We start from the raw sequence: 24,590 nt of genomic DNA, 5'->3' as shown, positions 1-24,590 counted from the left end.
TTGGCGGGTCAGTCCTTCGTCACCTGGGCTTCGCTCAGCACCATGGACCAGTTGTCCATGAAGTCCACCTGCTGCGCGCCCTGGCCCCGTGGCTTGTAGGTCAGCGACGTCTTCGTGTTCAGGTGGCTGGTCATGTAGATGAGCCGCTGCACCGCGGGCCCTGACTGCGTGGGCCGCCCCTGGTCATCCAGCAGCGAGTCCCGGAAGCGCGCGTTCAGATAGTGCGGTGGGATGGTCTGGTAGTTCATCCGCACCCGGATGCTCTTCCACCCGCTCACCGCGGACAGCGGCACCTGGTAGGTGACGTGGTCCATGCCCGTCGCTGGCGACGTGGTGAAGTCCGGGTCGCTCGACACGCTCGTGTCATTCTTCCCCAGCACGTAGCTGTACGGCGCGGTGAGGCGCGCGAGCTGCTGGAGGTTCAGGCCGAGCAGCATCTCCTCCGGCTTGCGCTTGTCGGGGGCGATCCACCCCTGGGGCAGCAGGCGGTTGTCCTTCACGTCCCGGAACTGCTGGAGCTCCAGGCTGGTGAGGTGGTTGTAGTCGTCCACCGCGCGCAGTTCGTAGATCTGCACCTGGTCCTGCTGGGTGATGACCTGGCGGTTCGGCTGGATCTTGGACGGGTCGGTGGTGAACTCGCTGGCCAGCAGCGCGCTGTCATCCGGCTTGCAGACGCCGTTGCAGATGACGCCCAGCGCGTTGGGCTGCCCGGAGGCCCACAGCACCCTGTCGGCGGCGTCCCGCACCTCGAACTGGAGGAACGCCCGGCGGAAGCCCGCGCCGCTGGGGAACTTGTGGCCCACGTTGCTGGTGACGGTGACGGGCACGTTGAGCATGCCGCCGCTCTGCGTGGGCATGGCGACGGACACGAGGACCGCGGGCTGCTCGGGGTCGAATGCCCCCTGCGCGGTGTTCACCGCCAGGTCCAGGATGGACTGCTCGGCGTTGAGCAGGTTCTTCGCGAAGGTGTAGTCGCGCTTGCCGTCCACCAGCGGCGCCACCGAGCCGTCCGGGAACTTCAGCGCCAGGAACACGTCGTCCACGCTCATCGCGCGGCCCGGCTGGAAGGCCAGGCGCAGGGCGCTCGTCCCGGCGGGAATCGCGGTGGGGGTGGCCGCCTGGACGGCAATCCAGCGCTGCTGGCTGGCCGGCATGGGGAGGGAACCCGCCGTGGCCGCCCATGTCCCCTGGGAGCCCTTCTGCTGCAGCGCCAGCGTGCCGCAGGGCACGACGCCGTCGCAGTAGACCGTGGCGCCCCACAGGACCGTCGCCGCGCCCGCGGCCTTGTCGATGAGCGCCTGGTACGCGGACACGTCGACGGTGAGCGAAGCGCCGCCGCCCAGCTGGAAGAACTGCGCGCCATGGCTGGGCTGGATGGTCTGCTTGGACAACCCCTGGAGCTGCGCCACCACCGTGACGGACGTGCCGGGGTCCGGCACCCAGCCGTCGACCGTCAGGTCCGCCTTGGGGCCATCCTCCGCGCCCGGGTTGGTGACGAGGTTGGGCGTGCGCGCGAGGATCTCCGGGCTCTGGAGGAACGGCGGCACGCGCGAGTCCGGCCGCGCATAGAAGTCCAGGCCCAGCACGTCCGGGAACTGCTGGAACATCTCGTGGACGAACAGGTTGATGCCCAGCAGCGTGTGGCGGTTGTACTGGCGGGGCGGCAAGGTCTGGTTGTCGCGATAGAAGGCCGCCAGGGCGCTGTTCTGCTGCGCCACCTTCACGGGGCCGTCATAGGGCGAGTCGGGCGAGGTGATCTGCATGTGGCACGTCATGCAGGTGGACGTGGACTGGGCGTAGCCGCTGTTGAGCCATTCGAAGTAGGTGGTCTGCTCATAGGCCAGCTCCACGCAGGGGTCGGTCAGGAAGTCGGCGCTGGGGCTGAAGGTCGTCTGGCCCTTGGGGCAGCTCGTGGGCCGCACATAGGCGCCGTGGCCCTCCGCCTCCGCGAGGGGCATCGACGCGCGGTAGTTCGTGGGCACCTTGGGCAGGACGACGGTGTGGCAGGCGCCGCAGACCATGGAGTCGCGCAGGTAGCTGTGTCCCCCCACCGTGGCGGCCGTCTCCAGGCTGAGGCCCGCGGCGGCCATGGGCTGCTTGTTCAGCTTCGTGTCCGGACCCACGATGGCGCCCGGGCGCAGGTTCATGGACGACGTGAAGGGGAAGGGGGGCGGCAGGACGTCGTCCCCCGGCTCCGTGAGGCGGGCCGACACGTTGTCGCCGAAGATCGTCTGGCGGGTGGCGCCGTAGAAGGCCGTGTAGTCCGTGCCGTTCCAGGGCTGCCCGCTGTCGGGCGCCAGGGAGTGACACGCGCTGCACGACACCCCGTCGCGCCCCAGGGCGCCCAACACCGCGCGCTCGGGGTCCTGCTGGGAGTTGTCCGGCGTGGAGTAGAGCAGGTCGTGCGTGAAGAGCCGGTGGGCGCTCTGCGCCTGGCGCTGGGCCAGCGGCGAATGGCAGCGCAGGCAGAGGTTGTCCACCGTGTCGGGCTGATGGGGCGACAGCTTCCGCGTCGTCTCCACCTGCGCGAGGAAGATGGGATCGCGGCCGGCCAGGGCCTTCACGGACGCGCTCCAGTCGCCGAAGGGCGACCAGTTGGCGGCGAGCGGCGGGGGCGCGGTGGGGTCCAGGTAGGACGGCGGGGTCTTGTCGCTCCAGCGCCGGTCCACGCCGGGCATCTGCCAGAAGGCCATGGTGGGCAGGGCCTTGTAGGTGGAGGGGGAGCCCGCGGGCGGGGTGAGGTCGCTGTTGGCCAGCCAGTCCGTGTCATGGCAGGACTGGCACACCAGCGAGGAGTTGAACTTCTGACTCCCCAGGTTCAAGCCGTTGTGCGCGATGTCCAGGGTCCTGTTGGGCAAAGCCTTGAGCCCGCCCTTGGTCAGCGACGGGAAGCTCACGCCGCCCTGCCTGGCGTAGAAGGCCAGGAACCGCTGCGCCTGCGCGTCGTTCTCGTCCAGCGGCTGGGTCAGCGTGTCGCCGTGGGGAAAGACGGGGTAGGGCGGCGGCACGGTCCCCGGGGTGGGCGCCGAGGTGACCTGCACCTGTGCGCCGGAGCCCGTGGCCTCGCTCGTGGGCGGCGGCGAGGGGACTCCCGAGGTTGCTCGGTACCCGACCAGCGCCACCGCGGCGGTCAGGGCGCTCACGCCTCCCAGCGTGAGCAGGAGATTTCGACGTCGTGTCTGCATGGATCCATCCCGGTTGGGGTGAAGGAGGGGCGGCCGTCACGCGGCCAGGGCGGCGGAGGCCAGGGACTCGCGCCGGTTGCGCCAGAAGGGGGCATCGGGCCACCGCCGCTCCTCGCGGTAGTAGTGGTCCCGCGTCCGCAGGTGCTCCACGAAGCCCCGCCGCACCTGGGCCTCGTAGGCCGCGAGCGCGTTCGGGCGGCCGCGCAGGTGCTGATCCAGGGCCTCGGTGGCCGGCAGCGCGGCGTCGAGCGCCTTCGTGATGCCCTGGGAGGACAGCGGATCATACGTGCACGCCGCGTCCCCCACCGCCAGCCAGTGCGCCGCATGGACAGGGGTCAGGACTCCCACGGGGGCGGGCACCGCCCGTGGCGGTTCGCCGGTGAACTCACACGCCTCCAGCCGCTCGCGGGTGGCGGTGGTGCGCGCCAGCAATGACAGCCAGGGGGCCGGGTCGCGCGGGCGCACGCCGCGCAGCGACTCCCCGTCCCCCACCAGCGCGACGACGACGTGCCCGCCGGGCAGCAGCGCGGAGTACCACCACCCCTCCGGGCACGCCTCCACCAGCGCCTGTGTGCTGAAGGCCGCGCCGGCCCTCAGGTGGAAGTCTCCGTACAGGGCGAAGCAGCGGTCCACCACCCGTCGCCGCGCGCCCTGGGCCGTGGCGAAGGCCGCCTTCCAGCCCGTCGCGTCCACGACGAAGCGCGCCTCCAGCGTGGAGGGGCCCTCCACCGGGTGGGACAGGTGCAGCCGGTAGCCCCACGCGCCCAAGGCCTCGCATCCCGACAGGCTGGTGCCGGTGCGCACGCCGCCGCCGCGCTCCGCGACCTGGGCGCGCAGGCCCGCGTCGAAGCGGGCGCGGTCCAGGTGCCAGGCGGGCCCCAGGGGCGACATCAGCGTGTCGTGGTAGCCCACGGTGGCGGAGCCCCAGCAGGACGCCGTGCCGCGTGAGGGCAGGTGTCCGTCCCGGACGAAGGACTCCCACGCCCCCAGCTTCACCAGGGGCCGCCTCGCGTGCGGCGGCAGGGTCTCCCCCACGCGAGCCGTGTCGTGGGCCGCGCGCTCCACCAGCGTGACGGACAGCGGCGTCCGGGCACACAGGGCGAGCGCCAGTCCCGCGCCAGCCGGCCCTCCCCCGAGGACGGCGACGTCGCAGTGGGCGCCGCTCACGACATTCCACCGTCCGGCAGCTTGCGCTCCACCTCGATGAACAGCGGCGCGGGATCCGCCGCGCTGGAGGGGCCCTGGTCCGCGGGCCGCGCGTTCGCTCGCGCGAGGATGAAGCCCAGGCCCTTCCACTTGGCCACCATCTCCTCGTCCTTGTCGAAGTTGATGTCGGACGGGCGCGTCCAGTAGCCCTGCTGCCATTCGCCGCCGCGGTCCAGGTAGTTGACCTCGTAGGGCCGCTGCGAGGGCCACCACCAGAGGGACGTGCTCTGCACGACCTGGTTGGAGCACTCGTTGAAGTCCGCCTGCCAGGGCAGGGCCATGTACTTGGTGGCGTCTCCCGGCTCCAGGCCCTGGCCATCATGGGGGTTGGTGTTCCATCGCAGGCCGGGGCCCGTCACCTCGCGGTGCTTGAAGCGGAACGGCTCCATGAAGAAGTTCGCGTCGCGGGCGATCCAGGTCATCTCGATGCCCGGGCAGAAGGGCCCGCCCACGCAGTTCTCCAACACCCCCCGGTCCAGCAACTGGCCCGGGGTCGGCGTGGCGGTGCTCGGGGTGTTGTCGAAGTGGCCCTTGCTGAACTGGCTGAGGAAGAAGTACTGCGTCCGCGTGAGGGTGAGGAAGTTCCGCGGGGTGGCGTCCGTGATGGGGTTGTCGCCCGCCATCTTCGGCATGCGGCCCGGGTAGTCATTGAAGGACTGGGGGTCGCGCACGTACTTCATGAAGTTGTGGTTGCTCGCGTCCGGGCTCGGCAGGGCGCCATGCGCGTCGATGCCTTGATCGTTGATGCGCGCGACCCAGCGGTAGTCGGACGGACGCTGGAGGATGGGCAGGATGTCCGCCTGGAAGTTCGGCTTGTAGGCGTCGTTGAACGTGCCGCCCTTGCACAGCTCCGGCTCCATGTCGCGCTGGGTGACGAAGGTGTCGTAGAGCGTGTCGTACAGCGTGATCATGTTGAGCAGCTGCGGCGCATAGGCCGGAGGCGCCACCACCATCCACGCCGGGAACTCCACGTTCACCCGCGTGCCCCCCGTCAGGATGACCGTCGCGGTGACGGGCCCGTCGGAGACGTCGTCCCACCAGAAGTTGTTGTTCGCGTAGGTGTCCAGCCGCGGCTGCATGTAGGCCAGCGCCTGCATGGAATCGGCGGTCTGCTGGATGTCCGCGGGGCTGTTGGACGTGTCCTTGGCCAGCTCCGCCACCATGGCCGCCCGGAGCGCGGCCTGGGTCGGGTAGCACTGGTCCGCCATGGGCCGCAGCTCGTTGATGCGCTTGCGCTGCGGGTCGGTGAGCGTCGCGTCGTTCTTCAGGGTGCCGTCAATCAACCCCGTGGACAGGTCCCACACCGACGTCGTGCCGGAGCGGCCGTGGCCTCCCAGCGTGTAGAGGTAGCCCTGGTCGTCCGCGATGGCGCTCCCCAGCGTGGTGATGTCGTTGTTGTCCGGGAGGAGGCCCGGCGCGGGGAAGGTCTGGGGATAGCCCTTGCCCTGGGGATCGCTCGGGGCGAAGTCCGCGTGCAGCGGGTGCTGGTTGCTGCCCCGGCACGCCACGGTGCGCGGCCCGGGGTCGATGATGAGCGCCTTGCGCCCGGCCTCATCCTTCGTGCGTGGATTGCGCAGCGGGTGCGCGGCGTCGTAGGTGCCGTCCGCGCCCTGCTGCTGCTGGAATTCGTACCAGGCCGCCTTCTTGTTCGCGACGTGGACCGTCCACTCGATGTCCACCACGCCATCCACGCCCGGCTGGACCCGCTTGCCCGGCGCGGTGGGGTTGCTGGGGTCGAAGGTGTGGATCTGGAACCGGGCCGCCTGCCGGCGGATGCCGCCCTGGGCGTCCCGGAAGCGGGTCACGTTCCCGCCCGTTCGCTCCTGCGGCAGGCCCTTCGCCGTCTCGGGCCCCAGGTAGTAGTCGTCGCTGTCCCCGACACGGGCCACCCCGACCGCCGGGTGGATCTTGTAGCTCGTCCCCATTGCAGCGCTCCTCCGGTATTGGTTGGGAGTTCTGCAATTCAGGTGCCTTTCGGGGGAGGACAGGGATTGAGGAAGTCCGCGAGCTTGAGCGGCGCTCGCTCCATCCCTGACACGTCTGGCTTTGGGCTGACATGCCAGGGGGCTTGGCCTGACGTGTCAGCCTTTGGGGCGCGGCCTGCTAGCGCGTCGCGATGAAGAAGAGCCGGGGGAAGGGCAACAGCACGGTGCCGTCAGGCAGGGCGGGGTGGGCCCGGGCGACCTCGGTCTGGTAGCGGGCGAGGAAGGCCGTCTTCTCCTCGGCGTCGAGCGGTTCGAGGAAGGGCCGGAGCCCGGAGCCCTTGAACCACTCCACCACCGCGGCGGCGCCTCCCTCCAGCGGGTGGAAGTAGGTCGTGCGCCAGACGTCCACCGTGGCGCCGGCCTCGCGCAACGTCTGGAAATACCAGTCGGCGCCCAGCCGCGCCGTTCGCGCGGCCGAGGCATTGGAAAGCCTGTCCGCCCAGGGGCCCGCGCTGGCGGTCTCCCGCATCAGCCGGTGCGCTGGCTCCTCCAGGTTGTCGGGCATCTGCACGGCGAGGCTTCCTCCCGCCGCCAGCTTGCCGAGGAGCGCTGGCAGCAGGGTGGAGTGGTCTGGGACCCATTGAAGCACCGCGTTGGCCAGGATGACGTCGTAGGGGCCGGGGTCTGGCCAGGTGGCGATATCGCCGACGTCGAACCGGACGTCCGGCAGGCGCTTGCGCGCCGCCGCGATCATGTCCGTGGAGCTGTCCATGCCCGTGATGGCGGCCTGGGGGAAGCGGGCGCGAAGCAGCTCCGTGGAGTTGCCGGGGCCGCAGCCGATGTCCGCCGCGCGCTCCACGTTCGCCGTGGGAATTCGCGCGAGCAGGTCGCGGATGGGGCGGTTGCGCTCCTCTTCGAATCGGGTGTACTGCGCCGCGGACCAGTCCATGGGCTCTCCTTGGGGGCGATTCTACCGCACCCGGCCCAGGTCCCTCCGGGACCGCGGAGGCAGGGCCCCCCCCTCGCTGGCGGGAGAGAGGCTTTCTTCGCGTAGAGTGCGTGCGTCGTCCGCCCCTCCGATGCAAGGAGCCCCCGTGATTCTCTTGAAAGCCTCGCTCATCCTGGCCCTGGCCTCGGCTGCTCCCGCGAGCAATGCCAACTGCGCCACCACCAACATCGAGACCGCGCTCCGCCACGTGTTCGAGCGCTACAAGGAAGGGGGCGTGCTGGAGCTGCGGCGGGAGTCCGGTGACCCCATCACCCCGCAGTTCATCTCCGAGTCCCTGAAGATTCGCGACGTGCCGAATGGCTATGCGACCCTGGAGAGCTCCGAGTTCTTCGAGACCTACGAGGCCGCCTTGTTCAAGAACCCGACGGGCTACCACCTGGTGGTGGTGGGTTCAGGCGCGTCCGTGGACCACATCGCTGTCTTCAAGTGTGATGCGGAGGGCCTGCGGGCCGACAACATGGCCTTGCCGCTCGGCCTCGAGGAGGCCGTCCAGCTCTACCGGGATGCGGGCCTCATCGCCCCGAAGGGCAAGAAGGGCCTGACGGAGAAGACCGTCAGGGATTGGGCGGGGTCCGTCCTGGCCCTGCAACTGCCGCGCAAGGGCCGGGTCATCACCATCACGGCCAGCGTCGAGGAGCCGGAGAGCGTCTACGGGAAGAAGCTGGGGACGATTGAGTACGTCGACTCCAAGTTCGTCGTCCACTCGCTCGCCAAGGCGAAGGCTCGCTGAGGGCGCGAGCCTCCCGTGCGTCGCCGTGCCCCTGACGGGCTCAGGGGCAGCCGGAGCTGACCTCGAGCGCGTCGTAGGCCATCCACCCGTTGCGGCGGGTGCTGGTGGCGGCGATGACGTAGCCGTAGATGAACTTCATCGTTCCCGACTGCTGGCGGTAGCGCCCCGCGCTGTCCAGCACCCAGAGCGGAATGTCGATGGAGGGCGCGCCGGAGTTCGTCGGCACGTCCAGCCGCTGGAACTTCGTGCCCGCGGGGAAGTGATCCACCGCCACGCCGCCCAGGCCGAAGCCCGGCACGTTGAAGGTGAGGTTGGCCGAGCGCAAGCCATTGGCCCTCACGAGCGGGAGGTAGTCGCCCGCCCGCTCGTTGGACGACGTGGTGTCGTAGACCACCTTCTTGGCTTCGAGCGTCGTGTCGTGCGAGTTCCGCACGGCGTAGCACGCCATCTTCGCCAGCCCCGAGCTCAGCGCGGAGACGTGCCCGACCTTCTCCTCGAAGGACGTGAGGCCCTGGATGGCCGACATGGGGAGCCAGCCCGCGCTCGAGTTGGACGTCGACGTCGCGAAGGCATGCAGCTCCCCGGCGAAGGTGCGCGTCTGGCCGTAATTGAAGAGGGAGCGGGTCCGGGTGGACGTGCCCACCACCGTGCCGTTGCCGTCGCGGATGGGCACTCCCGTCTGGATGCCCCAGGAGTCGTCGTCATCCGGATCGTTGGTCTGCACGCGGTTGCCACCGGAGGGCCGCAGCTTGCAGTTGTACGGGCTCTCCTCGCACACCGTGCCGTTCACGCCGGAGAACGCCGCCTGCCGGGTGGAGCCGACGTCGCTCCCCGGGGCGCTGTCCGCGTCGGACGCCTCTCCACCACAGGCGACGGGGGCCATCAGCATCAGGCCGAGCATTGTCTTCGTGATTTTCATTTTAAAATTGAAATACTGATTTGACCTGGGTTGTCAACGCGGGTGCCCGGCCGTGCGTGGAGGGCTCAGGGGTTGCCGCGGATGGGGAGGGCCACGGACTGGAGGTGCTCCGGGAGCTGCTGGCGTTGCCAGGCCCGCTCCCGGGTGGTGGCTTCGGCGGCGCCGTGGGCTTCGCTCAGGCCGAGGGCCGCGGCGGTGGCCGCGTAGGTGGCCGCGTGGGGGGCGTGCGAGGCGACGTGGGCGGTGGCGGCGGCGTGGCCCGCGGCGCGCGCCGCGGCACACGCGGCGGCGTGGGCGCTGGCGTCGCGGGCGGCGGCATGCGCGGCGAAGGCGGCGGCGCGCGCTTCGCCCATCACCAGCTCCCCCCGCTCCCAGGCCCGAGCGGCCTCGATGGCCCTCCGCGGGCGGTGGTCCTCCGGGAACGTCCGCTCGAAGAGTGGGAGCACGTGCTCGGCGCAGTCAGCGGCCCAGTGGGCCAGGGCCCTGTGGTCGGCGGTGTCGGGCTTCATGTTCCTTCTTCGCCAGGGGGCTGGCTCGGACTCTTTGGACTCTAGCGGGCGCGCGGCACGGGGGCGGCGGGGCAGGTGGGGGTGGCCACCATCATCGCCTCGTTCATGCCCAGGATGAGCCACGGGTCCGAGAAGGCCAGCGAGCGGACAGGGCTGGGCGTCGGGTAGCGCCCGAGCTCGGAGAGGTCATCCGCGCGCAGCGCGAGCACCCCGGCCGGGACCGTGGAGATGGCCAGGTAGGCCACCGCCCCGTCGAAGGCGAGGATGCGGGAGACATCCACGGGCGCCGCCCGCTCCGCGAGGCTGACGTGGGCCCGGGTCACGATGCGGGTGCCGTCGCGCTCGAGCACGTAGACCTCCCGGCCGTTCTCGATGACCAGCGCCCGGCCCGCCGCGAGCGCCATGGCCGTGAATTGATCCGTGCTCCCGGACAGCTCGCCGGTGGCGGCCCCGGCGCCGTCCGCCCAGGAGCGCCAGAGCAGCGGGATGCGGGAGGGCTTGTCCGGCGAGACATAGTGCATCTCTCCGAGCAGCAGCTCCGCGCGGGCCTCATCCACCGCGAGCGCGTAGCCCTTGCGCGTCTGCGACGAGGCTGGCTCCACCGTGACGACCTGCTCGGAGGCTGGCGCGAGGACCTGCCCCGCGCAGGCCAGGTCCAGCGAGAAGCGCCGCAGCGTGAAGCCTCCCCCGGTGATGGGCGCGGCCTGGAAGAGCTGCCCCTTCGCGGAGGTCAGCACGGCCGGCCCTCCGGCGACGCGCACCTGGCCGTCCGGCTCCAGGAGCCCGTCCGCGGAGGTCCGCAGGCAGCTCACCACCGCGGTGCCTGCCTCCTGGTGCACGTTGGCGCCCGCCGCGGGCAGGGTGAGCAGCTCCCGGACGTGGGCGCCCGGCCGCGCGGGCGCCACCCGCAGCCGCTGGGTGTCGGCCGGAAGCGTGGTGCCCCCAGCGAGGAGCGCGGGACCGTCCGGGGCGCGTGGGTCCACGCGGTGCGAACCAAAGGGCCCCACCGCCAGGACGGAGCCATCCGGAGCCGCCTGCACGCGCTCGAAGGAGCCGTGATGGAGGCCCGTCCGGAAGCCCAGCGCGTCCGCGCCCTCCAGCGCCACCACGCGCCGCCAGGGCTGGAGCACGGCGTGCTGTCCCCGGCCCGCGAGCAGGAACGGCGAGATGTTCAGCCCCACCTCCTCGCTCTCGCGAAGGGCCAGGGTGGCCACCGGGGACGACACGCCTCCGGCGCTCAACGCGTGCCGCTCCACGACGTAGGAGCGGGTGGCGCCGTTGAGCCGGACCCACTCCACCAGCAGGTCGTTCTGGAGCAGGACGAAGCCCACGGGACGCTCCCAGCGGGTCATCTCCTCCACGGGCAGGAAGGACTTCACCGGCGTGGGGGTCGTGGTGCCGGTCAGGTCCGCCAGTCGGTACACCAGCATGCGGCCCATCTGCCCGTAGCGGAGCAGCTCGTGCGCCACGACGTACGTGCTGTCGCCCCGTGCATTGAACAGGGACAGCGTCCCGAGCAGGGTGGGCCTGAGCGCGGGCTCCCCGGGCCTGGACACGTCCACCGGCACCAACCCCCGCGTCGTCCCGACCCACAGCGTGCCGCCATCCGGCGACAGGGACATCGAGTTGCAGGTGCCGGGCAGTTGCAGGTTGTGCGAGTCGTCCGGCGCCAGCACGTTGCCGGGGTCGATGCGGAAGGCCGTCACCGTGGCGCCGTTGCACAGCCAGAAGTGGTCGCCCTTGCCAGCGCCCGCCAGGAGGCTGTTGCTGCTCGGGTGCAGCGGCAGCTGGGCCAGCGTCGTGAGGCGGTCGCCTTCCAGCCCCAGCAGCTCCAGCCGTTGCCGGGTCCCGACGACGAGGACGCGGTCCGGCCCCAGGGGCACGAAGAAGGTGAGCAGCCGGTCGGACCAGTCGGACGCGCCGAAGAAGCGGTCGACGCGGATGTCCAGGGCCCGTTGGTCCAGCCGCCGCAGGCCGTCCGGCGTCACGCGCACCAGCGACACCGACAGGCCGCTGCCGCCCAGCCGGTCGCCGAAGAGGATGAGGTCGTCCGCCACGAACTCGGCCAGGCCCTCCAGGGGCGTGGTGGAGCGCTCCGCCGGGGCCGGCCCATGGCTCCACGCCGTGCCGTGGGTCGCCGGGGTGCTCGTGGTGGGGGTGCCCCCGCACACGCCGCCGAGGCATTGGTCCTGCGTGGTGCAGATGTCGTGGTCGTCGCAGGCCGTCCCATCCGGCGCGGGGGGGAACACGCACTGGCCGGTCGGGTCGCGGTGCTCCGCGGTGCAAGGGTCGTCGTCGACGCACGTGCCCGCGTCTTCCCCGGGGCCGCCATCAGGGGGCGGCGTGCCGCCATCGTCGGTGCCGGCGTCCCCGACGCTTGCGTCCGGGAGCCCCGCGTCCGGAGGCGCCTCTGGAGAGGTCCCGTCCGAGCACGCCGTGAGCAGCACCGCCAGCAAGAAGACCCGGAGACTCGACCCCGCGGACGCCACCATGTACGCACCCTCCGGGCGTTGGCCCTGCTCCCGTCCCGATGAGGCCATGCCGTCCGGGCGGGAGCTCCGGTCCCGGGATGGGACCTTCCGCGGGCGGCAGGTGAAGACGCGTGAACCGCCGGGCGCGCAAAGGGGCGTCCGCGCCCGGCGTCACGGTGCGAACGACCGCTACTCGCGCAGCGTGGTGCAGCCGCGGCCGAAGTTGTTCAGCACGGTCTGGTAGTCGCCGGTGTCGACGACGCCGTTGCGGTTGAAGTCAGAGCCCGTGCCCGCCGGGTTGACCTTCTGGCCGTACTCGGACAGCACCTTCGTGCGGTCCGCCACGTTCACGCAGCCGTCCAGGTTCGCGTCACCGGGGAGCGGCGTGGCCTGGGAGGAAGGCGTCGCCTGGGTGATGCTCTGGTAGCGACCATGGGTGGCCGTGGCCAGTCCGTTGAAGAAGGACACCTCGCTCACGGCGCTGGCGGCGGCGCGGTAGGGGACCGCCACGGTCTTCTGCGCGTCATCCAGCTCGCGCCCCTCGTAGTCGCCCTGGAACGGGATGTTGTCCGTGAAGAGGAAGTCGATGTCGGCGATCAGCGTGAGGCCCGCCGGGTACGGAGGGGGGAAGACGCCGCAGGGGCCCGCGGAGCTGGCGCTGCCCGTGCACGCCTTGTTGCGGACCTTGGCCTGCCAGCTCCCGGAGTCCAGGGACGGCCAGACGCCGACGCTGTAGGGGCCATAGCACTCGTTCAGGTTGGGCGTGGCGTTCTCATCGCCGTCCGTCACCAGGTAGATGCGCTTGGTGTGCAGCTGGTTGGGCAGGTAGTTGATGAGCGCGTCCACCGCCTGGCAGATGGAGCCCGCCAGCGGCGTGTTCCCGCCCAGCGTCACCGCGTTGACGGCCGCGCTGATCTGCGCCGGGGTCTTGTTGTCGGCGAAGTTGAAGACCTGCGTGGGCCCGGTGTTGTCGAAGGTCCAGAACGCATACTTCGTCGTCACGCTGGGGATGATCTGCAGATAGCCGTCGATGCGGGCCTTGGCGACCTCCAGGCGGGTGAGGCCGGGGACGGACGTCGCGCCCATGCTGCCCGTCCTGTCGAGCAGGATGAGGACGTGCTCGTCGGCGAGGGCGGCGCTGGAGCACAGCCCGCCCACACACGCGAGCGCCACGGCGGCCTGGGACAGGAAACGACGCTTCGATTCAATGCGCATGAGACAACCTCCTGGGAGTCAGGGGAATGAACAACCTTCAGCGGTACCGCGAAGACACTGCTGGGGCCGCGCCCGGGGACTAGGGGCAGCCCTTGCCGTAGTTCTGGAGGATGATGTTGCGGTCGAAGATGTCGATGCGCCCGCTGCCGTCCAGGTCGTACGCGGGGTTGCCGGGGGGCACGGTCTGTCCGAAGGCGGCGGTGACGAGGTTCAGGTCCTCCTCGTTGATGCAGCCATTGCCGGAGACATCCCCCACGAGAATGACGCCGCCGTTCACCACCAGGCCGAAGTCCGCGTCCACCGCGGGCGTCTCCAGGTGGTTGTCCTGGATGACCTCGTCGCCCAGCACCTCCACCTTCCACAGGCCGGCCGCGGGGTTCTGGAGGAAGACGTTCTCCACGGTGTCGACCTTGTTGGACGTCCCGCCCGGCGTGGAGACATTGCCCGCGGTCAGGCCGTTGTTGCCCCAGTACACGGTGCCGTTGGGCGCGGTCACCCGCAGGGACAGGTCATTGATGCGCGCCTGGGCGGCGCCCACCGTGCCCATGGGGTCCGTGTAGGCCAGCGTGACGTTCAGCTCCGTCTGGCCGGTGGCGACCTTCACGCTGTAGCTCTTGACGCCCAGCGGGCCCACGACGTCCGTCTCGTCGATGATGCTGGTGACGGGGGCGCGGTCCAGCAGGCGCTTCACGTCGGAGGTGCCCCAGCCCTGCTTGAAGCGGTCGATGTCCCCGTTGGCGCCGCCCGCGAGCCAGTTGTAGCGCCAGGCGTGGTTGATCATCAGCGCCTTGGCGGTGGCCATCTGCGGGCGGCTGGTGAAGACATCCAGCTTGCCGCCGTGCCCGGCCCACACGCCCTGGTGCCACATCTGGAACAGCAGTCCGAAGTGGCCCGCGGTCTGCGGGGTGGCGGAGCTGGTGCCTCCAAACTCCGTGTAGCTGGCGTCGCCCGAGCCGTCCGCGGAGTGGATGGAGTCGTAGAAGAAAGACAGGTCCGGCTTGATGCGGCCGTCGGCCGCGGGCCCGATGCTGCCGCTGGACCCCCAGCGGTCATCCGCGCGCGACAGGGTGTTGAGGTGCTGGAAGGCGCCCACGGAGACGATGTTCTTCGCCCAGGCCTGCGGGCGGGACTGGCGGCTGCCCGCGTTGCTCTGGGATTGGGTGCTGAGGATGGGGGACTGGAAGAGGTAGTCGTCCACCTCCGCGGAGAGCGTCGTGTACGACGTCGTCAGCGCGCTGCCCACGCTGGAGGTCTGGAACACGGCGCGGTAGGGCCCGCCCGCGTTGGTGAGCTCCTGGTTGATGGTGTAGCGCGACTTCGTGCCGCCGAACTGGGTGGACTCGCTGTAGAGGAAGAAGATGCCCTGGCCGCTGGGGATCATCCCGCGCGCGGCCGGGTCCACGCCCCGGGCGAAGTTGTTGCTGTAGCAGCTGGTGCCGTGGAGCTGCCCGGACGACGTGCCGGTGCTGTGGATGATGGGCGTCGTGGGCCACTCCTGGTGGGTGGTGCGCAGCTCGGTGTCGAAGACCTCGCCGCGCACGCCCTGGCCCGTCCAGCCCTTGAGCGCCTGGAGGGCGTTGGCGCCGCCCAGCTCCCGGACGATGTCCATGTCCACCTCGCCGGGGCCGCCCCAGCGGTCGATGAACTGCACCTCGTTGGCGCGCACCACCCGCGCGAGCTGCTCCTGGGTGAGGGTCGCCTCGAGGCGCAGGCCGCCCGGCTCCACCAGGTCCACCGTGCCGCCCAGGGCGCGCACGCGCCGCGCCAGTGCGTCCTGCCGCGCGGCGCCCCGCTCCCCGACCATCAGGGAGTAGCGCTGCGTCTCCGGCAGCCGCGCGGAGCGGCCCAGCAGCGCATCCCGCAGGGCGCGCTCCAGCCGGTACTCGGGATGGTAGGGGCCCACCCACCGCACGTACGGCAGCTCCGCCACGCGCTTGGACGTGTCACCCGCCATCTCCACGATGAAGGTGTGGTCGGTGAGGAAGCGCAACACCTTGCCGCCTTCGCGCTCGATGGCCTCGCGGAACGAGGGCAGCGGCGTGCCCAGGAACTGCACCAGGTGCAAGGTGTTGTCCGCGTCCGCGGCGAGCAGGTTGCCTGTCAGGGATTGTCCTCCCTGGAGCGGGTCGAACCGGGCGTCCTCCAGCCGCACCATGTATTCAGTGTCACGCACGCGCCCGAGCAGCTCCGTGCCGCCGCGCGTATAGGCCATGTAGTCGCGGCGCGTGCCATCCGGTTGCTGCTCCCGCCACACGTGGAGCTGGACGGCCGGGTCCGGCACGGCGACGGTGCGCAGCGAGGAGACGGGGCGCTCCGTGCGGTGGAAGGTAAAGCCAGACGCGGTGACCAGCGAGGACTGTCTGCCACCGGCCGCGAGGCCTGGCGCCTTCTCCACGACGAGCCGCGCGGGTGACAATCCTGAAACATTCACGTTCGCGGCGGGTGGGGTTCCCCGGGCTGGCGGGGCGGCCAGGGCGCTCCAGGGGAGCGCCAGGGCACAGCCCAGGGTGAAGGCAGACAAGGGGCGCGACGACGGCGCACGCCGGGACAAAGACTCTCGCATGATGGGTGTTCCTTCAGGATGGCTTAGTGCTCGCGCCCGCCCTCGACGCGCTCCCCCGCCGCACCACGACATCGGCTCCACCCACGAATCCTCTCAAGGACCGTGTGAGGCTCCGCGACCACCTGATGAAAGACGCTCGAATCGATGAAGGTCTGTAATATTTGTAAATCTCTTTTTCACTCCATGTCAATGTGCAGGCGCGTTTTCCATTGATGGCGGGAATTTTCGTCGCGGATGTCTGGCGTTGAAGGCCGGGCTAAGTGGAAACCACGAGGGCCTGGGTGCGCGGGTCCAACGCCGCTGCGTGAAGGGCCTCAGCGCTCCTGTTCGTCGTCCTCGCCCTGGAGTCCGTGCTTGCGCAGCTTGTCGTGCAGCGTGGCGCGGCCGATGCCCAGCGCGCGCGCGGCCTCCGTGCGCTGGCCCTTCGATGCCGCCAGCGCCGCGAGGATGAGCTCGCGCTCGTGCGCGTCCATCCGCTCCCGCAGGGTGGCGCCGCCGGATGCGGCCGGGACCGAGGGTGCGCGGAGGCCTCCGGGCAGCTGCTCCAGGTCCAGGGTTCCATCGGCGGACAGCACCACGGCGCTCTCCAGGGCGTTCTCCAGCTCCCGCACGTTGCCGGGCCACGGATGGGCGGTGAGTCGCTCCAGGACCGCGGGCGTCAGCGGCACGGGCGGCATGCGGAAGCGCTCGGTGTGACGCGCGAGGAAGTGGCTCGCGAGCGCGGCGATGTCCTCCGGCCGGCTTCGCAGGGGGGGCACCTGGAGCGTCACGACCTTGAGGCGGTAGTAGAGGTCCTCGCGGAAGCGGCCCTCCGCCACGCGTTGGGGCAGGTCCCGGTGGGTGGCGGCGAGGACGCGGACGTCGACTGGGAAGGCGCGGTCCTCGCCCACGGGCCGCACCTCGCCTTCCTGGAGGACGCGCAGCAGCTTCGCCTGGAGGGGCAGGGCCAGCTCGCCCACTTCGTCCAGCAGGAGGGTGCCTCCCGAGGCCTCGCGGAAGAGGCCTTGCCGGGAGCGCACGGCGCCGGTGAAGGCGCCTCTCGCGTGACCGAAGAGCTCCGCCTCCGCGAGCTCCGGCGTGAGGGCCGCGCAGTTGAAGCGCACGTAGGCCTTGTCCGCGCGCGGGGAGGCGCGCACCAGGGCCTCCGCGACGCGCTCCTTGCCGGTGCCGCTCTCTCCCGTGATGAGCACGGTGACGTCGCGGGGGCCCACGCGCTGGATGAGCAGGGACAGGCGCGCCATCGCGGGCGACACGAAGACCAGCGAGCGCAGCAGGTTCACTTCGCCGGACAGCCGCTCGTTCTCCGCTTCGAGCCGGACCTGCCCCAGCGCGCGGCGCACCACCGCCAGCACGTCGTCCACGTCGAAGGGTTTGCGGAAGTAGTCCAGCGCGCCCAGCTTCATCGCCTCCACGGCGTGGCGCTCGGAGCCGTGCGCGGTGATGAGGATGAGGCGAGGCGCATGGGGGCGCGCGCGGATGCGGCGCAGCAGCTCCAGGCCGTCCAGGCGCGGCATGCGCAGGTCGCTGAGCACCAGGTCCACGGGGGGCTCCGCGTCCAGGCGCGCGAGCGCGGCCTCTCCGTCCACGGCTTCCTCGACGGTGAGCCCGTCGTCCTCCAGCAGGCCACGCAGCGTGTAGCGCACGCCCGCGTCGTCATCCGCCACCAGCACCCGCGCCTTCATGTGCGCCCCTCCGTCCGAACGGCTTCCAGGCGGGCCTCGGCCGCCTTGGCCGTCGCGCAGACTACCCGCGCCTTCATGTCAGGGCCTCCGTTCGCGGGGCTTCCGCCTGCTGGGGCGCCGCCGGGAGGAACAGCTCCGCCACGCAGCCCCCGCCCGCGCGCGCGTGCAGGCTCAGCTCGCCGCCGTGCTGGCGCATCAAGGCCCGTGATAGCGCGAGTCCCAGGCCGGAGCCCTGGGGCTTGGTGGTGATGCCCGGCTCGAAGACGCGCTCGCGCAGCGACTCCGCCACGCCCGGCCCCCGGTCCCGCACCTCCACCCGGCCTCCTCCCTCCGGCGTCGCCCGCGCCTGGAGCTCCACCGTGGTGCCGCGAGGGGCGGCCTCCAGCGCGTTCTGCACCACGTCGATCATCACCTGCCGCACCTTGCGCGCGTCACACCAGGCCTCCACCGGCGCTCCCTCCACGACGCGGAGCCCCACGCCCCGCTCTCCGGCCATCCCCTCGTGCAGCTCCGCGACCTGCCGGCAGAGGGCATCCAGCGGCACGTGCGCTTCGTTGAGGGGCAGCAGCGGCCGGGAGAAGTTGAGGAACCCCTCCAGGATCTCCTGCATCCGGTCCACCTCCCTGCGCAGCACCGCCAGCCGCTCCGCCGGCCGGCCCTCCACCTCGCGGGCGATCATCGCCGCCAGCCCCTTCACGCTCGCCAGCGGGTTCTTCAGCTCGTGGGCGATCTCGCCCGACAGCGTGGTGAGCGAGCGCACCCGCTCCTCGTGTGTCTTCAGCGCGTCGTCGCGCGCGTCCAGCGCCGTGCGCACCATGCCCCGGAACGTGCGCCGCAGCGTCGTCCCGATGAAGTTCGCCCACACGACGAGGAACGCCGTCACCGTGAACATCGTCCAGAGGAGCGCGTCGCCGTGGCCCGCGCGCCGGCCGCCGCCGAAGAGCGGGGGCACCAGGTCCGCCACCGCGCCGGTGAACGTCACCGCCGCCTGCACGCCCAGGAGCACCAGCAGGTAGCCCGCCCACCGGTGGGCCCGCGCGGCCGGGAAGAGGATCGCCGTGGCGAGGCTCACCGGCAGCACCAGCGGGATGAGCGGGCTCTCCAGGCCGCCCAGCGACAGGTTCATCACCGTGAACAGGGGAAACGTCACCCAGGGCAGCATCGTGCCCGGCTCGGTGGCCACCACCGGCTCGCGCCGCCACGACGCGACGATCCCCAGCCCCACCACCACGAGCCCGAGCGCGACACCCACGCACACCCGCCGCCACACCGCCGTGTCCCCGACGAGCCCGAGCGACACCAGCACCACCGGCAACGGACTCAGGAACGTCAGCACCTTCGTCACCTGCCGGAACATCCGCGAGAACGCCTCGCGCTGGACCTGTTCGACTCCGGCGGCCGTGGGCTGGGGCAAGGAATGCAAGGGCGTCCTCCTGGACCGTGGGCGCTACCCTATGTCCAAGCAAGGCGGATGCCCCAGCCCGCGCGCCCGCCGCCCCGGTGCGAAGCGCCCGGCGGCTGTCCGGGAACCCGTCGGCCGGCGCCGGAAATCCGGACAGGCGGCGGGCCCACCCGGCGGGGCCCCGAGGCGTCCGGTGCTGGCACGCCGGGTGCTCCAGGGGCGTCATGACACGGGGCCAGGACGGCCCCGTGCGCGGGCCGCGTCCCTCCCGAGAGGGCCCTGGCGTGGAGGCTCCACGCTCCGGGGGGCGCCATTCGCGGCGAGGCCGCGTCAGGAGGCACGGGTGTCAGGACAGGGCCGTCGCTCGAAGCGCACCATCGTCATGGCGGCCCTCGGGCTCGCCTGCCTCGTCAGCGGCATCGCGTGGCTGCGGCGTCCCGCTCCGGAAGCACCGCCGCGCTTCACCGGCTACGTGGTCAGCGACAACGTCTACCTGTCCTCGCCGGTGGCCGGGATGGTGGCGGCGGTGTCGGTGGTGCGCGGACAGCGCGTGGAGGTGGGGACGCCGCTGTTCCGCATGGAGCCGACGTCGCTGGTGGCGCGGGCCGACCAGGCGCGCGCGCAGGTGGGGCAGACCGAGGCCCAGCTGCTCGCCCAGCAGTCGGACGTGGCCCGCGCGCGCGCCACGCTCGCCGCGGCGCAGGCGGAGGTGGACCGCGCGGACGCGGAGCAGGCCCGCCTCCTCGCGGTGGCGCGGGCGATGGAGGGGGCCGTGACGGCCCAGCAGCTGGACCTGTCCCGCGCGACCTTGCTGCGCGCCCAGGCCCAGCGCGACGCGGCCCGCTCGGAGGTGGCGTCGGTGGGCGCCCGGTTGGAGTCCCTCCGTGCCCAGCTCGCGAGCGGCCGGGCCGGCGTCACGGCCGCGCAGCAGCAGGTCCAGGAGCTGGCTCCCGTCTCCCCCGTCGCGGGCCGCGTGGAGGACGTCCTGTTCCAGCAGGGGGAGTGGGCCATGCCCAACGCCGCGGTCGTCAGCATCATCCCGGACGCGAAGCTGAAGGTGCGCTTCTACGTGCCGCAGGGGAGCGTGACGTCGTACGCCCCGGGCACCGCCGTGGCCATCGCCTGTGACGGCTGCGCTTCGGGGATGACCGCCCGCGTGGACTACGTCGCTCCACGCCCTGAGTACACGCCCCCCATCATCTACAGCCTGGAGACGCGGCAGAAGCTCGTGTTCCTGGTGGAGGCGGTGCCCTCCGCGCCCACGCGGCTGTTGCCGGGGCAGCCCATCGACGTGACCCCGCTCGGGACGCTGGCGGTGGGGGCGGCGCGATGAGCGAGCGGGCCATCGACGTGCGCGGGCTCAACAAGTCCTTTGGCGACCGGCACGTCGTGCGCGACGTCGCCATCTCCGTGGACGCCGGTCGCATCACGGGCTTCCTGGGCCCCAACGGCTCCGGCAAGACGACGACGCTGAGGCTGCTGTGCGGGCTGCTCACCCCCGACAGCGGAGAGGGTGAGGTGCTGGGCATGGACTTCCGCGTCCGCGGCGACGTCATCAAGCGCAGGACGGGCTACATGACGCAGAAGTTCTCCCTCTACGAGGACATGACGCTGGAGGAGAACCTGGCCTTCGTCGCGCGCGTCCACGGGCTGGACCAGCGACGTACGCGCGTGGACGCGACCCTCCACCGGCTGGGCCTCTTCGACCGCCGCCGCCAGCTGGCGGGCGCGCTCTCCGGTGGCTGGAAGCAGCGCCTGGCCCTGGCCGCCGCGACGCTGCACGAGCCCCGGCTGCTGCTCCTGGACGAGCCCACCGCGGGCGTGGACCCCAAGGCCCGCCGCGAGTTCTGGGATGAAATCCACGCGCTCGCAGCCGGCGGCCTCACGGTGCTGGTGTCCACGCACTACATGGACGAGGCCGAGCGCTGCCACGACATCGGCTACATCCTCCATGGCCGCCTCATCGCGCGGGGCACGGCGGAGGCCCTCGTCCGCGACTCCGGGCTGGTGACCTTCCTGGGAGAGGGGCCGGGCATCGACCGCGCGGCGCACCTGCTGGCCCGGGCCGAAGGCGTGCTCAGCGCCTCCGCGTTCGGCGCCGCGGTGCACGTCAGCGGCCTGGAGCGCGGGGCCCTGGAGGCCGCCCTCGGCCCCTGGCGCAAGGAGCCCTTCCAGTGGCGCGAGGTGTCGCCGTCCCTGGAGGACGTCTTCATCCAGCTCATGGGTCGCGAGCGCGACGAACGGTACGCGTCATGAGGGCCTCCCTGCCTCGCATCCTGGCCGTGCTGCTCAAGGAGTTCACGCAGCTGCGGCGCGACCGCATCACGTACGCGATGATCCTCGTCATGCCGGTGATGCAGCTGCTCATCTTCGGCTACGCCATCAACATGGACCCCCGGCACCTGCCGGCCGCGGTGCTGTCCCACGACACCAGCACCCTGGCGAACTCCGTCGTCGCCACGCTGGAGCGCACCGGCTACGTGGACGTGCGCTACCTGCCGCGCTCCGACGCGGAGCTGGAGCAGCTGCTGCGGCGGGGACGGGTGATGCTGGGCATCACCATCCCCCCGGACTTCACCCGGAGGATCCTCAAGGGGGAGCGCGCCCAGCTGCTCGCGGAAGCGGACGCGTCGGATCCGCAGGCCGCGGCGGGGGCGCTCGCGGCGGTGAGCGTGCTGCCCACGGAGGCGCTGCGGAACGAGCGGGTGGGTCCGGGGGTGTCCCGGACCGCCGCGCCGCCGTTCGAGGTGGTGGTCCACCGGCGCTACAACCCGGAGAGCCGTTCGCCGTTCCACATCGTGCCGGGCTTGCTGGGCATCATCCTGTCCATGACGCTGGTGATGATGACGGCCATGGCCGTCACCCGCGAACGGGAGCGCGGCACCATGGAGACGCTGCTCTCCACGCCCGCCACCCCCGCGGAGATCATGGTGGGCAAGCTCACGCCCTACGTGGTCGTGGGGCTGGTGCAGACCGTCGTCGTGCTGGGGCTGGCGAGGGTGTTGTTCTCGGTGCCCATGGCGCGCACGCCCGCGGGGTGGCTCGCGCTGGGGTGCGGCGTCGTGCTGTTCATCGTGGGCAACCTGTCGCTGGGCTACCTCATCTCCACGGTGGCGCGCAGCCAGCTGCAGGCGATGCAGATGTCGCTGTTCTACATGCTGCCCTCCATCTTCCTGTCCGGCTTCGCCTTTCCCTTCCTGGGGCTGCCGCCCTGGGCGCGGCTGCTGGGAGAGGTCATCCCCGTCACGCACTTCCTGCGCATCGTCCGGGGCGCGCTGCTCAAGGACCAGGTGCTCGCGGACATGGGGGACGACCTGCTGGCGCTGGGACTCTTCGTGCTGGCGGTGGCGGGCGCGGCGCTCGCACGTTCGCGCACCACGCTGGATTGACGCCGCACGTCAGGGGTGACGCACGGGGGTGGATGTCAGGTGCGTCGATCCAACGGGACCGTCGATTGCAACCTTCTCACCATCGGCGCCACGGACCTCGTGGTTCCGCGGGCATGGCGCCCGCGTCCGGTGTGGAGGAGCCCATGTCCCGTGAGAACCCTTTCGCGGCAGGTGCGGTGCGGACTTCGCGGTGGCAGGCCGCGCTGCATTCACGACTTCAGGGGTGGGGGAGGGTGGTCCTCCCACTCGTGCTCCTGTTCGTGGTGCCGGTGTCCTCTGGCTGTGGAGACGATGATGGGCCGGGAGACATACCTGACGCGGGTTGCCGTCCGCGCACGTGCGAGTCCCAGGGCTTCGACTGTGGCGAAGCGGCGGATGGGTGTGGTCAGCCGCTCGACTGCGGAACCTGCACCGCGCCCTTCGCCTGCGGCGTGGCGGGCCATGCCAACGTCTGTGGCTGCGTGCCGAGGACGACGTGCGGCCCTGGGGCGGAGTGCGGCGTCGAGCCGGACGGCTGTGGGGGCAACGTCGCCTGCGGGACCTGTTCGGCGCCGGAGGTGTGCGGCGGACGCGGCGTGGAGAAGACCTGCGGCATCCCCGCCGCCGCGCGTGAATGCTCGGACGGCTGGTGCTGGGAGTACCCGCTGCCCCACGGCTACCGGATGGAGGGCGCGCACTTCCTCGCGCCCGACGACGGGTGGGTGGTGGGCGAGGACGGCTTCATCCAGCACTGGGATGGAACGCGCTGGACGCGAGTGGCCAGCGGAACGCTGACGGAGCTGCGCGGCGTGCACGCGGCCTCCGCGACGGACGTGTGGGCGGTGGGCGTGGCGGGCACCGTCCTGCACGGCTCCGCGGGGGGCGTGTTCGCGCCCGTGAACTCCGGGACGACGCGGGACCTCGCCGCCGTGTGGGCCTCCGGTCCGAGCGACGTCTGGGCCGTGGGCGGCGCTGGCACCGTGCGGCGCAACCAGGGGAGCGGCTTCCAGGGCGTGGACGTGGGGACGACGCGGGGGCTCGAGGACGTGTGGGGCAGCGGCCCTTCGGATGTCTGGATGGTGGGACAGGGAGGCACGCTGCGCCGCTATGACGGCAGCACCGTCTCCAGCATTGACGCGGGCACCAACATCGACTTCCACGAGGTGACGGGGACGGGCCCGAACGACGTCTGGACCGTCGCCTCCGACGACCCCTGCCTCATCTGCGATGACTACGGGCTCGTCTTCCGGACGTTCCCCACCGGCGTCGAGCAGTCCATGCGCTCGTCGGATCAACTGTTCCACGTGTTCGCCGCGTCGCCCTCGCTGGTGCTGACCGGCGGAGAGGGGTCTCGCTACGCCTGGGACGGGACGAAGTGGACGGCGACGGGCTCCGACGCCAACGGTCCCATCGCGGGCAGCGGACCCGACGCCGTGTGGTTCTTCGGCGCGGGGGGCCTGGTGCAGCAGTGGAACGGACAGGGTTGGCGCCAGCAGGCGCCGCTGCGCACGCTCGGCTCCGCGCGGGCCATCCATGGCTCGGGCCCCGCGGATGTGTGGGTGGTGGCGGATTCGGGCCGCGTGTTGCATTGGAACGGCGGCGGCTGGCTCGAACCCGCGGTCAGCCCGCTCACCAGCGACAACGTGTCGGGCGTCTACGCGGCCTCGCCGTCGGCGGCCTGGGTGACGACGTCGTTCTTCCGCCGCATCTTCCGGTGGGATGGGACCCGCTTCACCATGGTGTTGGAGTCGCCGTCGCTGAAGCTCTTCGCCATCCACGGCGCGTCGGAGACCGACGTCTGGGCGGTGGGGGAGGCGGGCGAAGCGCAGCACTTCGACGGCGCGGCCTGGACGCGGCTGCCCACGGGGGCCGCCGCGACGCTCAACGCCGTCTGGGTCCAGGGGCCGTCGCTGGCCGTGGCCGTGGGCGAAGCCGGCACCCTCATGCGCTGGGATGGCGGTGCCTGGACCCCGATGAGCTCTGGCACCAGCGTGTCCCTCAAGGCCGTGTGGGGGAGCGGCCCGACGGACATCTGGGCGGCGGGCGCGGGCGGTACGTTGCTGCGCTACAACGGCACCGGCTGGAGCGCGGTGACCAGTGGCACCACGGCCACGCTGAACGGACTGGGAGGGCTCTCCGCCTCCGCTGTCTGGGCCACGGGAGACTCCGGCACGCTGCTGCGCTTCGACGGCAGGCGCTGGACCGCCGAGACCACCGGCACCCGCCGCGCCTTCCGAGGGGTGTGGGCACCGTCCGCTTCGGAGCTGTGGCTCGTGGGGGACTCGGCGGTCCTGCACAGGCCCTGACGTCGGGCCTCGCGACTCGCGCGTCGCGGCGGGGCTCGACGGGCCAGACCTCGTGTCACGAATGTGTGACGTGAAGTGCTCGGTCGTGTGACAGGCCGAA

The 24,590-nt window shown here is 71.4% G+C and carries 16 protein-coding genes; 5 read left to right on the top strand and 11 right to left on the bottom strand.

What is annotated here, in order from left to right; translation table 11 throughout:
- Nucleotides 1–8 precede the first annotated feature (8 nt).
- The 4 genes from FOF48_RS07760 to tam all read right to left on the bottom strand — a co-directional run bounded on the left by FOF48_RS07760 (nt 9) and on the right by tam (nt 7,265).
- Nucleotides 9–3,185: a hypothetical protein gene (locus FOF48_RS07760; protein ID WP_143899528.1), complete on the bottom strand. Its 3,177-nt coding sequence runs from the start codon at nt 3,183–3,185 to the stop codon at nt 9–11.
- A gap of 36 nt (nt 3,186–3,221) precedes the next feature.
- Nucleotides 3,222–4,352: a tryptophan 7-halogenase gene (locus tag FOF48_RS07755; RefSeq protein ID WP_143899527.1), complete on the bottom strand. Its 1,131-nt coding sequence runs from the start codon at nt 4,350–4,352 to the stop codon at nt 3,222–3,224.
- Nucleotides 4,349–6,316, bottom strand: a complete 1,968-nt coding sequence (locus FOF48_RS07750) for a LodA/GoxA family CTQ-dependent oxidase (protein WP_143899526.1) — start codon at nt 6,314–6,316, stop codon at nt 4,349–4,351. The genes FOF48_RS07755 and FOF48_RS07750 overlap by 4 nt, the downstream gene beginning before the upstream one ends.
- 178 nt (nt 6,317–6,494) lie before the next feature.
- Nucleotides 6,495–7,265 carry a trans-aconitate 2-methyltransferase gene (gene tam / locus FOF48_RS07745; protein ID WP_143899525.1) on the bottom strand — a complete coding sequence of 257 codons (771 nt, stop codon included), beginning with the start codon at nt 7,263–7,265 and terminating at the stop codon, nt 6,495–6,497.
- A 145-nt stretch (nt 7,266–7,410) separates the two neighbouring features.
- Between tam and FOF48_RS07740 the strand changes: the two genes are divergently transcribed.
- Nucleotides 7,411–8,055, top strand: a complete 645-nt coding sequence (locus FOF48_RS07740; RefSeq protein WP_143899524.1) for a hypothetical protein — start codon at nt 7,411–7,413, stop codon at nt 8,053–8,055.
- A gap of 40 nt (nt 8,056–8,095) precedes the next feature.
- Here the strand turns inward: FOF48_RS07740 and FOF48_RS07735 are convergent, their stop codons facing one another.
- From FOF48_RS07735 to FOF48_RS07705, 7 genes are all read right to left on the bottom strand, one after another.
- Nucleotides 8,096–8,974 (bottom strand): hypothetical protein, encoded by an 879-nt coding sequence (locus tag FOF48_RS07735; RefSeq protein WP_143899523.1) that lies wholly within the window; start codon nt 8,972–8,974, stop codon nt 8,096–8,098.
- A 65-nt stretch (nt 8,975–9,039) separates the two neighbouring features.
- Nucleotides 9,040–9,483, bottom strand: a complete 444-nt coding sequence (locus FOF48_RS07730; RefSeq protein WP_143899522.1) for a putative immunity protein — start codon at nt 9,481–9,483, stop codon at nt 9,040–9,042.
- Nucleotides 9,484–9,524: 41 nt separating this feature from the next.
- A complete protein-coding gene (locus tag FOF48_RS07725; RefSeq protein WP_143899521.1) occupies nt 9,525–12,023 on the bottom strand; it encodes a hypothetical protein in 2,499 nt (832 codons plus the stop codon).
- Between the two features lie 120 nt (nt 12,024–12,143).
- On the bottom strand, nt 12,144–13,169 hold the full coding sequence (locus FOF48_RS07720) for a VWA domain-containing protein (protein WP_143899520.1): 1,026 nt from the start codon (nt 13,167–13,169) through the stop codon (nt 12,144–12,146).
- A gap of 79 nt (nt 13,170–13,248) precedes the next feature.
- Complete coding sequence (locus FOF48_RS07715) at nt 13,249–15,732, bottom strand: S8 family serine peptidase (RefSeq protein WP_143899519.1); 2,484 nt, start codon at nt 15,730–15,732, stop codon at nt 13,249–13,251.
- A gap of 314 nt (nt 15,733–16,046) precedes the next feature.
- Entirely contained in the window at nt 16,047–17,414 is a 1,368-nt protein-coding gene (locus FOF48_RS07710) for a sigma-54 dependent transcriptional regulator (RefSeq protein WP_143899518.1), read from the bottom strand.
- Nucleotides 17,415–17,487: 73 nt separating this feature from the next.
- Entirely contained in the window at nt 17,488–18,837 is a 1,350-nt protein-coding gene (locus tag FOF48_RS07705) for a HAMP domain-containing sensor histidine kinase (protein WP_186001825.1), read from the bottom strand.
- 322 nt (nt 18,838–19,159) lie between these two features.
- Between FOF48_RS07705 and FOF48_RS36385 the strand changes: the two genes are divergently transcribed.
- The 4 genes from FOF48_RS36385 to FOF48_RS07685 all read left to right on the top strand — a co-directional run bounded on the left by FOF48_RS36385 (nt 19,160) and on the right by FOF48_RS07685 (nt 24,490).
- Entirely contained in the window at nt 19,160–20,149 is a 990-nt protein-coding gene (locus FOF48_RS36385; RefSeq protein WP_186001824.1) for an HlyD family secretion protein, read from the top strand.
- Nucleotides 20,146–21,072, top strand: a complete 927-nt coding sequence (locus FOF48_RS07695; protein ID WP_143899515.1) for an ABC transporter ATP-binding protein — start codon at nt 20,146–20,148, stop codon at nt 21,070–21,072. Before FOF48_RS36385 ends, FOF48_RS07695 begins: the two co-directional genes overlap by 4 nt.
- Entirely contained in the window at nt 21,069–22,205 is a 1,137-nt protein-coding gene (locus tag FOF48_RS07690) for an ABC transporter permease (RefSeq protein WP_143899514.1), read from the top strand. The genes FOF48_RS07695 and FOF48_RS07690 overlap by 4 nt, the downstream gene beginning before the upstream one ends.
- 233 nt (nt 22,206–22,438) lie before the next feature.
- On the top strand, nt 22,439–24,490 hold the full coding sequence (locus FOF48_RS07685; RefSeq protein ID WP_143899513.1) for a hypothetical protein: 2,052 nt from the start codon (nt 22,439–22,441) through the stop codon (nt 24,488–24,490).
- Nucleotides 24,491–24,590 lie beyond the last annotated feature (100 nt).

The sequence above is a fragment of the Corallococcus sp. Z5C101001 genome, from assembly GCF_007352635.1.
Lineage (GTDB): Bacteria > Myxococcota > Myxococcia > Myxococcales > Myxococcaceae > Corallococcus > Corallococcus silvisoli.
The sequence above is the reverse complement of the archived record's forward strand: the minus strand, read 5'-3'. Positions and strand labels throughout refer to the sequence as shown.